This window comes from Micromonospora sp. SL4-19 (assembly GCF_047921475.1).
In the GTDB taxonomy this organism is placed as follows: Bacteria; Actinomycetota; Actinomycetes; order Mycobacteriales; family Micromonosporaceae; genus Micromonospora.
This window is the reverse complement of sequence record NZ_JBLROB010000019.1, coordinates 26,366-40,589: the sequence shown is the minus strand read 5'-3', so window position 1 is coordinate 40,589 and position 14,224 is coordinate 26,366. Positions and strand designations below refer to the sequence as shown.

The 14,224-nt window shown below is 68.8% G+C and carries 11 protein-coding genes; 1 reads left to right on the top strand and 10 read right to left on the bottom strand.

Annotation, left to right across the window (positions count from 1 at the left end; all coding sequences use genetic code 11):
* Positions 1-454: 454 nt before the first annotated feature.
* Positions 455-3,859, bottom strand: coding sequence for a glycosyl hydrolase (locus ACNAVT_RS21280; protein ID WP_416298806.1), 3,405 nt, complete (start codon positions 3,857-3,859; stop codon positions 455-457).
* Between the two features lie 746 nt (positions 3,860-4,605).
* Between ACNAVT_RS21280 and ACNAVT_RS21275 the strand changes: the two genes are divergently transcribed.
* Positions 4,606-4,923, top strand: a complete 318-nt coding sequence (locus ACNAVT_RS21275) for a hypothetical protein (protein ID WP_416298804.1) — start codon at positions 4,606-4,608, stop codon at positions 4,921-4,923.
* A 41-nt stretch (positions 4,924-4,964) separates the two neighbouring features.
* Here the strand turns inward: ACNAVT_RS21275 and ACNAVT_RS21270 are convergent, their stop codons facing one another.
* The 9 genes from ACNAVT_RS21270 to rhaS all read right to left on the bottom strand — a co-directional run bounded on the left by ACNAVT_RS21270 (position 4,965) and on the right by rhaS (position 14,200).
* Positions 4,965-5,570: a LutC/YkgG family protein gene (locus ACNAVT_RS21270; protein WP_416298802.1), complete on the bottom strand. Its 606-nt coding sequence runs from the start codon at positions 5,568-5,570 to the stop codon at positions 4,965-4,967.
* Entirely contained in the window at positions 5,567-6,997 is a 1,431-nt protein-coding gene (locus ACNAVT_RS21265; protein ID WP_416298801.1) for a lactate utilization protein B, read from the bottom strand. Before ACNAVT_RS21265 ends, ACNAVT_RS21270 begins: the two co-directional genes overlap by 4 nt.
* Positions 6,994-7,788: a (Fe-S)-binding protein gene (locus ACNAVT_RS21260; protein WP_416298799.1), complete on the bottom strand. Its 795-nt coding sequence runs from the start codon at positions 7,786-7,788 to the stop codon at positions 6,994-6,996. The genes ACNAVT_RS21265 and ACNAVT_RS21260 overlap by 4 nt, the downstream gene beginning before the upstream one ends.
* 2 nt (positions 7,789-7,790) lie before the next feature.
* Entirely contained in the window at positions 7,791-9,224 is a 1,434-nt protein-coding gene (locus tag ACNAVT_RS21255) for a rhamnulokinase (RefSeq protein ID WP_416298797.1), read from the bottom strand.
* Complete coding sequence (locus tag ACNAVT_RS21250) at positions 9,221-9,439, bottom strand: helix-turn-helix domain-containing protein (RefSeq protein WP_416298795.1); 219 nt, start codon at positions 9,437-9,439, stop codon at positions 9,221-9,223. The genes ACNAVT_RS21255 and ACNAVT_RS21250 overlap by 4 nt, the downstream gene beginning before the upstream one ends.
* Before the next feature lie 15 nt (positions 9,440-9,454).
* Positions 9,455-11,488, bottom strand: coding sequence for a bifunctional aldolase/short-chain dehydrogenase (locus ACNAVT_RS21245; RefSeq protein WP_416298793.1), 2,034 nt, complete (start codon positions 11,486-11,488; stop codon positions 9,455-9,457).
* Between the two features lie 32 nt (positions 11,489-11,520).
* Positions 11,521-12,702: an L-rhamnose isomerase gene (gene rhaI, locus ACNAVT_RS21240; RefSeq protein WP_416298791.1), complete on the bottom strand. Its 1,182-nt coding sequence runs from the start codon at positions 12,700-12,702 to the stop codon at positions 11,521-11,523.
* Positions 12,699-13,052 carry an L-rhamnose mutarotase gene (locus ACNAVT_RS21235; RefSeq protein WP_416298790.1) on the bottom strand — a complete coding sequence of 118 codons (354 nt, stop codon included), beginning with the start codon at positions 13,050-13,052 and terminating at the stop codon, positions 12,699-12,701. Before ACNAVT_RS21235 ends, rhaI begins: the two co-directional genes overlap by 4 nt.
* Positions 13,053-13,117: 65 nt before the next feature.
* Positions 13,118-14,200, bottom strand: coding sequence for a rhamnose ABC transporter substrate-binding protein (gene rhaS / locus ACNAVT_RS21230; RefSeq protein WP_416298788.1), 1,083 nt, complete (start codon positions 14,198-14,200; stop codon positions 13,118-13,120).
* Positions 14,201-14,224: the final 24 nt, after the last annotated feature.

Below are 14,224 nucleotides of genomic sequence, written 5' to 3'. Positions count from 1 at the left end.
CCCAGCGCCACCACGACCCCTGCCAGCGCCAGCAGCGCGGCGACCCAACCGAACAGAGTGGCACGCCGCCACCGGTAGCACGCACGAGCCAGTGATCTCACCACAGGAACCTTCCGAGAGACGGCGTTCAGACCTCTCTCGAGGTTCGCCACCGCCCCCGGCCACGTCGTCAACCACCTGCGGTAATTGCCTGCCGGCCGCCTACCGCAAGCGCGGTACGTCCCAGGTCAGCGCCCTACGGCCGGCCCCTCACAGGGGCCTGTCAGACGAACGGCACCTCTCTGTGTCAAGTCGTCGGAAACAGAGAGGTCTCCGTTCGTCTTACAGTCCCATCTATTGTGGCGCGCTCAGTCTGTCTCCGCCTTCCCGGTCGTCGGCAGTTGGGCTGGGCTCCCGGGGGGAGACACCGGTGTGCCCGGCGACGCGAGGTCTGCCGGGCACACCGGTTGGGGACTCAGCGGAACGTGGCCTCCAACGCCTGCAGCGCTTGGACGAGCGCGGGGCTCGCCGCCGCCGTTCGAGCGGCGTTGTCGAGCTGCGCGATCACCGCGCGCGCAGCCGCGTGTCCGTCGGCAAGCTTCTGCGCCTGGTCGACGTGGTTGCGCACCTGCATGAGAGCCGTGCCACTCAGCTCACCCGCCTGCTCGGCCTGATCGATGTGCCAGCGGACGGCTGCGAAGTCGTTCCCGGGGTACTGCATTTCCACGAAAGGAACGATCTTCGCCTGCTTCGGACCGAAGTCCAGGTAATCGATGTTGTAACCCCACCAGCCGTTCGCGTTCTGGGTGACCCTCGCCACCCCTCGGTCGAGCTGGACGTTGGACAGAGCCGAGTTGTAGTCGATGACGATCTCGTTCTCGCCGTCGACCAGGTAGCCGCTGACATCGGCGATCGGCTTCATCCAGCTCACGCCGCCGGTGTACTGGTCCTTGCCTACGAGCGGGACCTCTTGGCCGGTGCCGTCGTTGATGGTCGGCTTACCGACCCCGCCGACGTCCTTCTTGACCTTGGTCGGGTTGGTGGAGACCCGGCCGCCGACCTTCTGGCCGTTGATCCACACCTCCATGCTCTCCTCCAGCATGTCGCCGAAGTCGAGGTAGGCGCCGGTCGCCTTGCTGGCGTCCCAGTTGAAGGTGGCCTCGTAGTGACCGGTGCCGGAGACCGCCTTGCCGACCTCGGGAATTTTGTTCCAGGTGGTCAGCTTGTCCAGCCCCACCCGGATCGGGATCTTGACCGTGGAGGTCTTGCGGTTGGTGGTCGTCACGCCATCGATGGTCTCGATGCGGACCAGGTCACCGGCGATGTTGCTGGGCCGCCAGGACTCCACGGTGAGGTCCCAATCGGTGACGTCGTACGGAGCCGGGACGGTCACATCCTGCTGGTAGTGCCGGCCATCGCTCAGCTCGGTCGTCACGGTCCCGCTGTGGGTGGCGCGGACGGCCACCCCACCGGGGGTGGCATGAGCAGAGTCGGCGTTGGTGGAGTTGATGTGCAGCTTCTGGCTATCCACCTTCTCGAACGCCATCAGGGCGATGTTGTTGTAGTCCAGGTCGATCGGGACCACGGTCCTGCCGTTCTCCCACTTGTAGTCCGCGAGCTGCGTGGACCTGCCAGTCCAGGCGTCGATGAGGTACGGGATGTACTGACCGTCCACCACGAGGCGGGTCTTGATGTTGGTGCCGGGGTTGGGTGCGTCGCGGATCTCCGGCCGGAGGCTCTTGTCCCGGTAGGAGCCGTCGTCGTAGTTGTAGACGTAGACGTAGCGGTTGCCCTCGGCGTCCTGCCTGGTCTGGGTGAGTAGCTGCTCGTTGGGCTGCGAGTACCCGGTGTAGGGGTACACGCCCAGCTCCTGCAGCTTCTCCATGACGTTGTCGTGGTACCCGCCCGCAGCCGAGCTGAAGTAGTCGGCGGGGCTGTCGGAGACGGTGGCTGTCCTGACTGTTGGGAGCGTCTTGAGCTCGGCCACGACGCTCGCCAGCTCCGCGTCCTTGCCGTCGTTGTACGGCGTCTGCGAGGCGGCATTGCCCAGGATGACGACCTTCAGGCCTTTCTCGGCCCAGTCGCGAACCCGCTTGGCGCCGTCGAGGTCAAGCCAGTTCTGGTACAGCACGACAGCCTTGTAACCGGCCTTCTCGATCGTTTTGGTCTTCTCGTCGAAGTACACGTCGTCATCGAACAGGAACCGCGGGCTGAAGTAGTCGTAGGTGTACCCGTTGTCCTGCAACTCGGTGGAACGGTACTGGAGACCCTGGTGCGCGAGCTGCCAGTTCATCAGCTGGTTATTGCTTCCGATGCCGCCACCGTAGGCCATGCCGTGCACGAACTTCTGCTGAATGAAGCCGACATCGGCGCGGGATTTGCCCGTCTGCATCAGCTGCTGCACACGACCCAGATGTGCGTTCAACTCGTCGTAATTCTCGGCCCCAGGGAACCGCTCCGCCATGAGCGCGAAGCTGCCACCCAAGGAATACCCGGGCCACTGGTAGTTGCCGTAGCCGTAGCCGGCGGTCCAGATATGCCAGATTGTGCGCTGGAAGCCAGCAGCGAACTGGGAGTAGGCATCCTGCAGGCGCAGCTGAAGCGTGGCGTTCGCACCGAACGTGAGAGCGGTGGTCTCGGACGAGAGCACCTTGTTCTCCAGCTTCGCGCCACCGGTCCAGTACCGGAACATGTCAACCTGGTTGTACTGGTTGCGGTTCTCCGCCTCGGGGTAGTCCACATCCATGATGGGCTCGGAGATCTCCAGCGGCTGTCCATACGAGATCTGCGCGCGCGTCTTGATGCCCACCGAGTTCAGCCACCGCTTCAGCGGCTGAAGCATCCGCTCCCGGTACAGCTGGGTGAGCACGTCCTGGTAGTCGTTGACGATCCTCTGGCGGCGGTCTTCGGCGCCGTCCAGCTTGTACGTCCCGGCGAGGGCTACCGAGTGATAGGGATTGTTCCAGACGTTGCCGACACCGCTGATCAGGAACAGGTACGGCGTGATGTCGTAGCCCTTCCGTGCCTGGAACTGCTGGGCCATGTCCTGGGCCCACCAGGTGAAGCCGTTGCCGGTGCTCATTTCGAGGGAGTCCATGAACAACTGCACGTCGCCGCGCTTGATCTTGTCCACCAGCGCTGTGTCGCTGAGGTAGTGCTGCTGCCAGAACTCCCTCAGCGCCCCCACGCCGCGCTCGTCGAAGTAGTTGGTGGCGTAGCTCGGCAGGGTGGCTGGGCTGGAGGTCTGGTAGGTCCCCTGGGTCCACAGGGCGAAGACCCGGTACTGACCGCCGCTCGGCGCCGTCCAATTCAGGTTCTGGTTCCACACGTCGGCACCCTGCGTCAGCATGGGTGCCAGGTTGACAAAGCTATTGGGGTCGACGGTGTTGCCCGAGACCACCTTGTATGCGTACGCGGTGACGAACGTCGCCCCGGCCTTCCGCGAACCCGAGGCCGGCGACGGCAGTACCGCCAGGTTTTGGTCGGCGTTCACCGTGCCGGTGCCCAGGGTCAGGTTCTGCATTGCCGCCTGGCTCGTCGGGTCCAGTCCAGGCACGTTCGAGGTGGACCAGTTGGTGCCCGAGGTGAGATACACGCCCATGCCCAGGTCGAGGAGCTTGTTCATCACCAAGTTCCACTTGTGGGTCCACATCGCGGAGCCGTACCCATACGTGGCGTCCGGCGCACCGCTGTCGTTCTGCATGCACAGCTCGACACCCCGGAACCCGCCGTCGTACAGGGCCTGGATCTCCTCCAGCAGGGTCTCGTCGGTGTGCGACGCGTCGCCCAGCCACCAGCGGACGTCGGTGCTGTAGATCCGGTCCGGGTCGATGAACTTGCTTTCCAGCCTCTCCGCGAACGCGGAGGTTGGGGTGGTCACTGCAGTTCTTACAGCGGCTGGCTGCGCCTGCGTGTTGGTGGGCACGGCTGCGACAGCGGGCGTCGCAAGTGATTCACCGATGGCTACGGCTCCTGCGACCCCGGCGGCTCGTAGAAGAAATACACGTCTTGTTGCCATCATTGCCTCGTTTCGAGAAGAAGACGCTTAAGGACAGCCAACCTTCGATCGCGATCGTGGAACGCTTATTGCTGCGGCCTAACCGACTGACAGCGAATTCTGGTCATGCCGCAACACCTGAGTTGCCGAGCGGCAAAACAGGTAAATTTGCAGGGTTAACCCGTAGGGCGCGCCGTAGCATTGCCGGCGTTCCTATCGCGTACGTTGTCTCGCTGGATACAACTCCATGAAGTGGCCACACCGCGTCCCGGCAGGGACCTGCCAGCTCGCTGCCCACCCACGGCTCAGCAGGGCGGATGAAACGTTTCATTGACGTTATGTGATTAGACGCTAAAGCAGCGAGCCGCCCTACGTCAAGGTTTCGACTGAATTAAAACCCTGTTGCTACCAGGCCCCTAGGGTTGCCTCTTGGCTGTGACGACCTTTGCACCGATTCGGTCCGGTTGGTGGCCATGCGGCGGCCCGATCATCGCACGCGAACCTCGCCGTCTCGAGCACCATCTTGGTCAGATGCTTGAGCAGCCCGTCCGGACCGGTGAGCGACAAGCCCCGTTCCTTGCGGTCATGGCGACGCCACGGTGTGCGCACTGTGGCCCGACGACCGCGCCATGCTGCTGGCCGTCGACGGGCTCGTCCCAGGCCCGAGCGACCAGGCGAGCGACGAGCTGCTTCAGGCGGCGGAGGCCACAGCCCGGGAGGCGCTGCGCGATCGGCTGGTGGAGCAGCTCCCGCACGTGGCGGCGTGGCGGGAGGCGTACCGGGCGTTCGGAGCCAAGGCGCAACGCACCCGCAACAGCCTGGAGGGGCTTGGGGAACCGCAACACTCACGCCCGGATAGCCACATCAATCGATTGCTGGTGCCGCCGCTGCGGCTCGTGTTCGAAAGGGAACACGAGCCACAAACCCATGATCACCATCCGCGATGATCTACCACTGGCACGAGCGTGGCGGCCTTGCCTCCACGGTCCTATGGCGTGATTATCACGTGCAGGTGGCGGGGACCGTGGACGCCCTCGACCCGGTTGAGTTCGATGTCGCTGGTGGCGGAGGGCCCGCTGATCCAGGTCAATGGCCGGCGCGGCTCGACCCGGGCGAGGGCGCTCGGCACGTCGGCGACGATCTGGCCGGTCCGTAGCACGCAGACGTGCACGTCGGGTAGGAGGCTGATGATCCGGCGGCCCTGGTCCGGGCCGGCGTCGAGAATGATGGTGCCGGTCTCGGCGATGGCCACGGCGGCCGCCGTGACGACCCCGTCGACGGCGGCGATCTGCTCGGCGGTGAGGTTGTCGTCGGTCACCGCGGCGACGGCGTCGGGCAGCCAGTGCCGAGGCAGTCCGGGCGGGATCACGATGCGCTGGCCGCCGAGAATCCGGTCGACGACCTGCGCGACCTCGCCGTCCTCGGCGCACCGATGGGCGGTGGCCCGGTAGTCGGTGAGCCGGTGGACCAGCAGGTCGAGGTCGGCGGCGTCGGAGCCGGCGGGCCAGTGCTCGCGTCGCACGTTGACCGGTGCCGCCGGGGTGTCGCCGAGGGCGGTGCGGATTCGGCCGAGGACGAGGTCGCGTGCGGTCACCGGTCGGCCCACCACTGGCGGAAGGTCTGCGGTGGCGGCTCCGGCAGGTCGCGACTCGCGGTCCAGCCGTTCAGCGGCGGGGGCAGGCCCCGGCCGCGGGGGCCGGCGAGGCGGGACAGGCGCGCGGCGCGTTGCGCGGCCGCGTACAGCGCCGGGTGGTCCATGGTGTACGCCGCGGCGGCCATCGCCGCCGCCTCGCTCTTCGTGTGCGGGGCTTCGGCGCGCAGATGCACGAGCAGCTCCGGAATGTTGATCTTCACCGGACAGGCGTCGTAGCAGGCGCCGCAGAGGGATGAGGCGTAGGGCAAGGACGGGTTGTCGGCTACGCCGGTGAGTTGTGGGGAGAGCACCGCACCGATCGGCCCGGGGTAGACGGAACCGTAGGCGTGCCCGCCGGTGCGCTCGTAGACGGGGCAGACGTTAAGGCAGGCGGAGCAGCGGATGCAGTGCAGGGCCTGCCGGCCGACTTGGTCGGCGAGCACGGCGCTGCGACCGTTGTCCAGCAGCACCAGGTGTACCCGTTGCGGGCCGTCGCCGGGGGCTACCCCGGTCCACATGGAGGTGTAGGGGTTCATCCGTTCCCCGGTGGAGGCGCGGGGCAGCAGTTGCAGAAACACCCCGAGGTCGTCCCAGGTGGGGATGACCTTCTCGATGCCCATCACGGTGATCAGGGTGTCGGGGAGGGTCAGGCACATACGTCCGTTGCCCTCGGACTCGACCACGGCGAGGGTGCCGGTCTCGGCGACGGCGAAGTTGGCCCCGGAGATGGCCACCCGGGTGGCCAGGAACGTCTGGCGCAGGTGCCGGCGGGCGGCGGCGGCCAGGGCCGGTGGGTCGTCGGTGAGGTCGGGGTCCACATCCGGCATCTCGCGCAGGAAGATCTCGCGGATCTCGGCGCGGTTGCGGTGGATGGCCGGGACCAGGATGTGGCTGGGCCGGTCGTGGCCGAGCTGGACGATCAACTCGGCGAGGTCGGTTTCCACCGGCTCGATCCCGGCGGCCTCGAGGGCCTCGTTGAGGCCGATCTCCTGGGTGGCCATCGACTTGACCTTCGTCACCCGCTCGGCGCCGGCGCCCCGGACCAGGTCGGTGACGATCCGGTTCGCCTCGACCGCGTCGGCGGCCCAGTGCACCGTGCCGCCGGCCGCGGTGACTGCTGCCTCCAACTGTTCGAGCAGTTCCGGCAGGCGGGCCATGGCGTCGGCCTTGATCGCGGAGCCTGCGGCCCGTAGCTGCTCCCAGTTCGGCACCTCGGAGATCACCGCGGCGGACTTGGCGCGGATCGTCGTGGTGGCGTGGCGCAGGTTGCGGCGCAACTGCGCGTCGCCGAGCGCCTGCCTGGCGGCGGCTGGGAAGGGCTCCTCTCCGCGCAGGTGCCCGACGCCCGGCGGCGCGGTCGTCGGCATGCCCAGGAAGGTCCGCCTCATCGCGCACCTCCGGCGATCGGCGCAGCCGTTTCGGTCGCTGGCCTGCCGTCGCCGGCGCGAGCACCCTCGGTGCTGGCGAGGATCTCCGCCAGGTGCACCGTCCGTACGCCGGCTCTGAGCCGGGACAGTCCGCCGCCGATGTGCATCAGGCAGGAGGCGTCCCCCGCCGTGCACACGTCGGCGCGGGTGGCGAGGACGTGGCGCATCTTGTCCGCCAGCATGGCCGTCGAGGTGTCCGCGTTCTTCACCGCGAAGGTGCCGCCGAAGCCGCAGCACTGCTCCGCCTGCGGGAGCTCCACCAGCTCGAGGCCGCGGACCTCGCGCAGCAGGCGCAGCGGCTTGTCGGCCACCCGGAGCATCCGCAGTGAGTGGCACGTCGGGTGGTAGGTGACCCGGTGCGGATAGTAGGCGCCCACGTCCGTCACCCCCAGCACGTCCACCAGCAACTCGGAGAGCTCGTACGTACGCCGGCCGACCTCCTCGGCCCGGCTCGCCAGCCGCTCGTCCCCCGCCCGGCGCGCCACCGTCGCGTGCTGGTGCCGGACCGAGCCGACGCACGAACCGGAGGGGGCGACCACCACGTCGTACGGGGCGAACACCCGCACGTGTCGCCGGACTAGCCGCAACGCGTCGTCCGGGTAGCCGGTGTTCACGTGCATCTGCCCGCAGCACGTCTGGTCGGCGGGAAAGTCGACCTTGTGGCCGAGGCGCTCCAGCAGCCGCACCGTCGCCTTCGCCGCATCCGGGAAGAGCGTGTCGGCGAGGCAGGTGACGAACAGCGCGATGCGCATCCTCAACCGCCAATCCGGGTCTCGGCGGCCTGCCATGCCGGCTGGTCGCCGCGCGGTTCGTACCGCACGATGTGCTGAGTGTCCCGTAGGACGGCCCGCAGGGCCGCCAGGTCGCCGCCGATGGCGCCGGTGGCGCGGGCCTGCACCAGGATGTTGCCGAGCGCGGCGGCCTCGGCCGGACCGGCGAACACCGGCAGTCCACAGGCGTCGGCGGTCAGCTGGCACAGCAGTTCGTTGCGGGCGCCGCCGCCGACGATGTGTACGGCGTCGACGTGCCAGCCGGAGAGCTCCTGGGCCTGGCGGACGGCGCGGCGGTGCGCCAGGGCGAGGCTGTCGAGGATGCAGCGGACCGTGGCGGCGGGGGTGGCGGGTACCGGCTCGCCGGTTCGCCGGCAGACGTCGGCGATGCGGGCCGGCATGTCACCGCGCGGCAGGAACGCCGGGTCGTCCGGATCCACGACGGAGCGGAAGGCCGGCTCCTGCGCCGCCTTCCGCAGCAGCTCCGGCAGGTCCGTGGTGTTCCAGGCCCGCAGCGACTCCTGGAGCAGCCACAAGCCCATCACGTTGCGCAGGTAGCGGATCGTGCCGTCCACGCCGGACTCGTTGGTGAAGTTGGCCCGCCGGCTCGCCTCGGTGAGCACCGGGGCACTGAGCTCGACTCCCACCAGGGACCAGGTGCCGCAGGAGATGTAGGCGAAGTTCTGCCCAGTCGCCGGCACGCCCACCACCGCGGACGCGGTGTCGTGCGAGCCGACCGCCACCACCTCGGGTGCGCCGGGAAGACCGAGGTCGGCCCGGGCCGGGCCGATCCTGGTGCCGGGCTCGCGCAGCGGGGGGAACAGGTCGGCGCGGATGCCCACGTCGGCCATCAGGTCGACGGCCCAGGCCCGGCGGCGCACGTCGTACAGCTGGGTGGTCGAGGCGTTGGTGACCTCCGCACCGATCTCACCGGTGAGCCAGTACGCGATGAGGTCCGGGATGAGCAGCAGCCGGTCGGCGATCTCCATCTGCGGCGTGCCGGTGGCCGCGGCGAGCTGGTAGAGGGTGTTGAACGGCAGGTACTGCAGCCCGGTGGCCGCGTACAGCCGCTCCTCCCCCAGCTGCTTCGCCACCCGTTCGGCCACCCCGTCGGTGCGCCCGTCGCGGTAGTGCACCGGGTTGCCGAGCAGCGCGCCGGAGGCGTCGAGCAGCCCGTAGTCGACGGCCCAGGAGTCGATGCCGATGCTAGTGACCGGGCCAGCGGCCCGCAGCCCGTCGAGCACGCCGCGCCACAGGGCGAGGATGTCCGTGTGCAGGCTGCCCCCGACGGGTACCGGCTCGTTGGGGAACCGGTGCACCTCGGTCAGCTCCAGCCGGCCCGGCGCGACGCGACCGCGCATGACCCGGCCGCTGGAGGCTCCCAGGTCGACGGCCGCGAGGTGGACGACTCCGTTCACAGCATGCCCCGTCGGGCCGCCCAGACCACGGCCTGGATCGGCCTGGTCACGCCGAGCCGGTCGCAGACGGCTCGTATCCGCCTGCGCACGGTCCGCTCGGAGAGCCCCAGCCGCCGCGCCACCGTCTCGGGCGGCAGTCCGGCCGCCAGTAGCCGCAGCAGTCGGAGGTCCTCCTCGTCGAGCGCCGGATTCTCCACGATCACCGTCGTCCCCATCTCGCACCGGCCGGGTCAGCGGAGGAAGGCCGCGGCGACGCCGGCGTCCACGGGAACGTGCAACCCCGTCGTGTGGGACAGGTCACCGGCGGTGAGCACGAAGACGGCGTTGGCGATGTGCTCGGGCAACACCTCCCGCTTCAGCAGCGTGCGCTGGGCGTAGAACTCCCCCAGTTTCTCCTCCGGCACGCCGTAGACGGCGGCGCGCTGGGCACCCCAACCGCCGGCGAAGATGCCCGAACCGCGCACCACCCCGTCGGGGTTGACTCCGTTGACCCGGATGCCGTGGCCGCCGAGTTCGGCGGCCAGCAGCCGAACCTGGTGCGCCTGGTCGGCCTTCGCCGCCCCGTAGGCGACGTTGTTCGGGCCGGCGAACAGGGAGTTCTTGCTGGAGATGTAGACGATGTCGCCGCCCATCGCCTGGTCGATGAGGACCCGGGCGGCCTCCCGTGAGACCAGGAAGGAACCCTTGGCCATCACGTCGTGCTGCACGTCCCAGTCCGCCTCGGTGGTCTCCAGCAGCGACTTGGACAGCGACAGTCCGGCGTTGTTGACCACCAGGTCCAGGCCGCCGTAGGCGAGCACCGCCGCGCGGACCGCGGCGGCCACCGCCTCGGCGTCGGTGACATCCAGCGGTACGGCCACCGCGACGTCCGGGCCGTCCAGCTCACCGGCGACGGTCTCGGCGGCGGCGGTGTCCCGGTCGGTGACGACGACGCAGGCGCCCTCGGCGGCTAGCCGGTGGGCGATGGCCCGACCGATGCCGGAGCCGGCACCGGTGACCAGGGCGATCCGGGTGGCCAGCGGCTTCGGCTTGGGCATCCGCGCCAGCTTGGCCTCTTCGAGAGCCCAGTACTCGATGCGGAACTTCTCGGCCTCGTCGATCGGGGCGTAGCGGGACACCGCCTCGGCGCCGCGCATGACGTTGATGGCGTTGACGTAGAACTCGCCGGCGACCCGGGCGGTCTGCTTGTTGGCCCCGAAGCTGAACATGCCCACCCCGGGCACGAGGACGATGGCCGGGTCGGCGCCGCGCATCGGCGGGCTGTCCGCGCTGGCGTGCCGCTCGTAGTAGGCGCGATAGTCGTCCCGGTAGGCGGCGTGCAGTTCCTTGAGCCGGGCGACGGTGTCCTCGAGCGGGGCGGTGGGCGGCAGGTCGAGCACCATCGGGCGGACCTTGGTGCGCAGGAAGTGGTCCGGGCACGAGGTGCCGAGCGCGGCGAGGGCGGGGTGCCGCTCGCGGGCGACGAAGTCGAGCACCACGTCGCTGTCGGTGAAGTGCCCGACCTGCGGTCGGTCGGTCGACGCCAGTCCCCGGATCACCGGGGCCAGCGCCGCCGCCCGGGCCTGCCGCTGGTCGGGCGGCAGCGGCTCGTAGCCGGGGATCAGCGGGCCGAACGGTTCGGGCCGGCCGTGCTCGTCGAGGTACGCCTGCGCGGTGCGGATGATCTCCCACGAGTTGCGCTCGCACTCGTCGCTGGTGGCGCCCCAGGCGGTGATGCCGTGCCCGCCGAGGATGACGCCGATGGCCTGCGGGTTGGCCTGCGCGACGGCGGCGATGTCGAGGCCGAGCTGGAAGCCCGGCCGCCGCCACGGCACCCACAGCACCCGGTCGCCGAAGATTTCCTTGGTCAGTTCGGGCCCGTCGGCGGCGGTGGCGATCGCGATGCCGGAGTCGGGGTGCAGGTGGTCGACGTGGGCGGCGTCGACCAGACCGTGCATCGCGGTGTCGATCGACGGCGCCGCTCCGCCCCGGCCGTGCAGGCAGTAGTCGAACGCGGCGACCATCTCGTCCTCCCGGTCCACTCCGGGGTAGACGTCGACCAGGCTGCGGAGCCGGTCGAGGCGGAGCACGGCCAGCCCGGCCTCGGTAAGCGTGCCCAGGTCGCCGCCGGAGCCCTTGACCCAGAGCAGCTCGACGGGGCCGCCGGTCACCGGGTCGGTGGCCTCGCCTTTGGCGGAGGTGTTGCCGCCGGCGTAGTTGGTCGTGGTCGGGTCGGCGCCGAGCCGGTTGCTGCGCGCGATCAGCGCCTGAACCTCAGAGTGCATCGTCCTCTCCTCTGTCTGCGTCGTCGTGGTGATCAGGCGCCCCAGCCGGCCTGCTGGCCGCCGATGCGCTCGGCGCGGATGCGCTCGAAGTAGCCGGAGCCGGTGTAGGCGGCCATCGGATCCGCCTCCAGGCCCATCTCGGTGCGCAGCTCGGCGAGCAGTGGCCGCACGTCCGTGTTGTACGCGTCCATCAGCACCGCGTTCGCGCCCAGCACGTCACCGCCCTGTTGCGTGGCCGCGAGTGCGTCGGCGTCGACGAGCAGCGCCTTGGCGGTGGCCTCCTGGACGTTGAGCACCGAGCGGATGATCGCCGGGATCTTCGGCTCGAGGTTGTGGCACTGGTCGAGCATGAACGCGATGCCAGCCTCGGGGCGCAGGGCGTCGCCGCGAACGATCTCGTACATGATGCGGAACAGCTGGAACGGATCCGCGGCGCCGACCATCAGGTCGTCGTCGGCGTAGAAGCGGGAGTTGAAGTCGAATGCCCCCAGTTTCCGTGCGCGCAGCAGGAACGCCACGATGAACTCGATGTTGGTGCCGGGGGCGTGGTGGCCGGTGTCGATGACGACCTGTGCCTTCGGGCCCAGCTCCAGGCAGTGCGCGTATGCGGTGCCCCAGTCCGGCACATCGGTGGTGTAGAAGGCCGGCTCGAACAGCTTGTACTCCAGCAGCATCCGCTGATTCGGACCGAGCCGGTCGTACACCTCCCGCAACGCGGCGGCGAGGCGGTCCTGCCGGGCGCGGATGTCGTCCTGTCCGGGGTAGTTCGTGCCGTCGGAGAACCACAGCTTCAGGTCGCGGGAACCTGTGGCGTCCATGATGTCGACGCACTCGAGTAGGTGGTCGGTCGCCTTGCGGCGGACCCTGGGGTCCGGGTTGGTGACGCTGCCGAGCATGTAGTCCGGGTCTTGGAACACGTTTGAGTTGACCGTGCCGAGCGTCACCCCCAGGTTGGTCGCATGCTTCGCCAGGTCGGCGTAGTCGTCGACCCGGTCCCATGGGATGTGCAGGGCCACCGTCGGCGCTACCCCGGTGAGGCGGTGCACCATCGCTGCGTCGGCGATCTTCTCGTGCGGGTTGCGCGGTACGCCTTCCTGTGGGAATACCTTGAACCGGGTGCCGGAGTTCGCGTACGCCCAGGACGGGGTTTCGATGCGTTGCGCGCGCAGGGCTTGCTTGACTCGCTCGTGGGTCGGCACGTCGGTCTGGGTCATCGTGGTTCTCCCGTCTGGGCGGCGAGCTGCGCCTCGAGGTTGAAGGTCTCGTCCATCGGCCGCATGGACCGGTCGGGCGTGCCCTGGTCGAGGTCGAGAAAGAAGGACGCCATCTCCGCCTGCCAGCGGGTGTTGACGTCGCGGGACTGCATGGCGGCCTGGACTGCGGCGAAGTCGTCGGTCACCAGGAACCCGACGAGCAGGCCGTCCGCGCGGAGGAAGAGCGAGTAGTCGCGCCAGCCGCACTCGGCCAAGGCGGCGAGCATCTCCGGCCAGACCCGCTCGTGCCGGGCGCGGTACTCCTCTAGTCGGGCCGGGTCGACCTGGAGGGTGAAACAGATGCGGGGCATGGTTCTCCTGTCGGCGCCCCGGCCGGTGCCCGCGGTGCGGGCGCCGGCACCGGCCGGGTGGCACGTCAGAACTGGAACTTGTCGATGTTGCTCTTGTCGAAGACGGTGGGCGGGCCGAGGACGACCACCCCGTCCTTGCCGACGGTGAAGTCGCCGAGCTTGCCAGCCTTGAACTTGTCGCCCTCAGCGCCGGTGATTTGGCCGGAGGCGAGCGCAGCGCCCGCGTAGGCGGCGAGGTAGCCCAGGTCGGCCGGGTTCCACAGGGCGAAGGCGTCGACGGTGCCGTCCTTGACGTACTCACGCATCTGGTTCGGGGTGCCCAGGCCGGTCAGCTTGACCTTGCCCTTGTACTTCGAGCCGCTCAGGTAGCGGGCGGCCGCTGCGACACCGACGGTGGTCGGGGAGATGATCCCCTTGAGGTTGGGGTACGACTGCAGCAGGCCCTGGGTCTCCTGGAAGGACTTCTGGTCCTCGTCGTTGCCGTACGCCACCGTGACCAGCTTGAGCTTGCTGTACTCGGGCTTGTTCAGCTCCTCCTTCATCAGCGCGATCCAGGCGTTCTGGTTGGTGGCGTTGGCGGTCGCGGACAGGATGGCGATCTCGCCCTCGCCGCCGATCTGCTGGGAGATGAGCTTGACCTGGTTCTCGGCGATGCCCTCGGCGGTCACCTGGTTGACGAAGATCTGACGGCACTCCGGCTTGGTGTCGGAGTCGAAGGTCACGATCTTGGCGCCGGCCGCCTTCGCCTGGTTCAGCGCACCGCAGATCGCGTTCGGGTCGTTGGCGGAGGTCACGATGACATCCATGCCCTGCTGCGACAGGGTGTTGATGTAGCTGACCTGGGACGAGGCGCTGGCCTCGGACGGGCCGACCTCCTTGTACTCGCCCTTGATCTCGGTGATCGCCTCCTTGCCACCGTTGTCGCTGGTGGTGAAGTACGGGTTGTTCACCTGCTTCGGCAGGAAAGCGATCTTGAGCCCTTCCTTGATCTTGGCGTCCGGGTTCGCGGCGCCGCTGACCTGCGCGCCACCGCCGGTGTCGTTGCCCGAGTTCTCGCGGGTGGTGCCGCCGCAGGCGGTGGCGCCGACCAGGAGCCCGGCGAGGGTGAGGGCGGTGGTTGCGGCGCGGAGCCGTCTGTACGTGAACATCGACATCCTTTCGAGGGTGGTGGG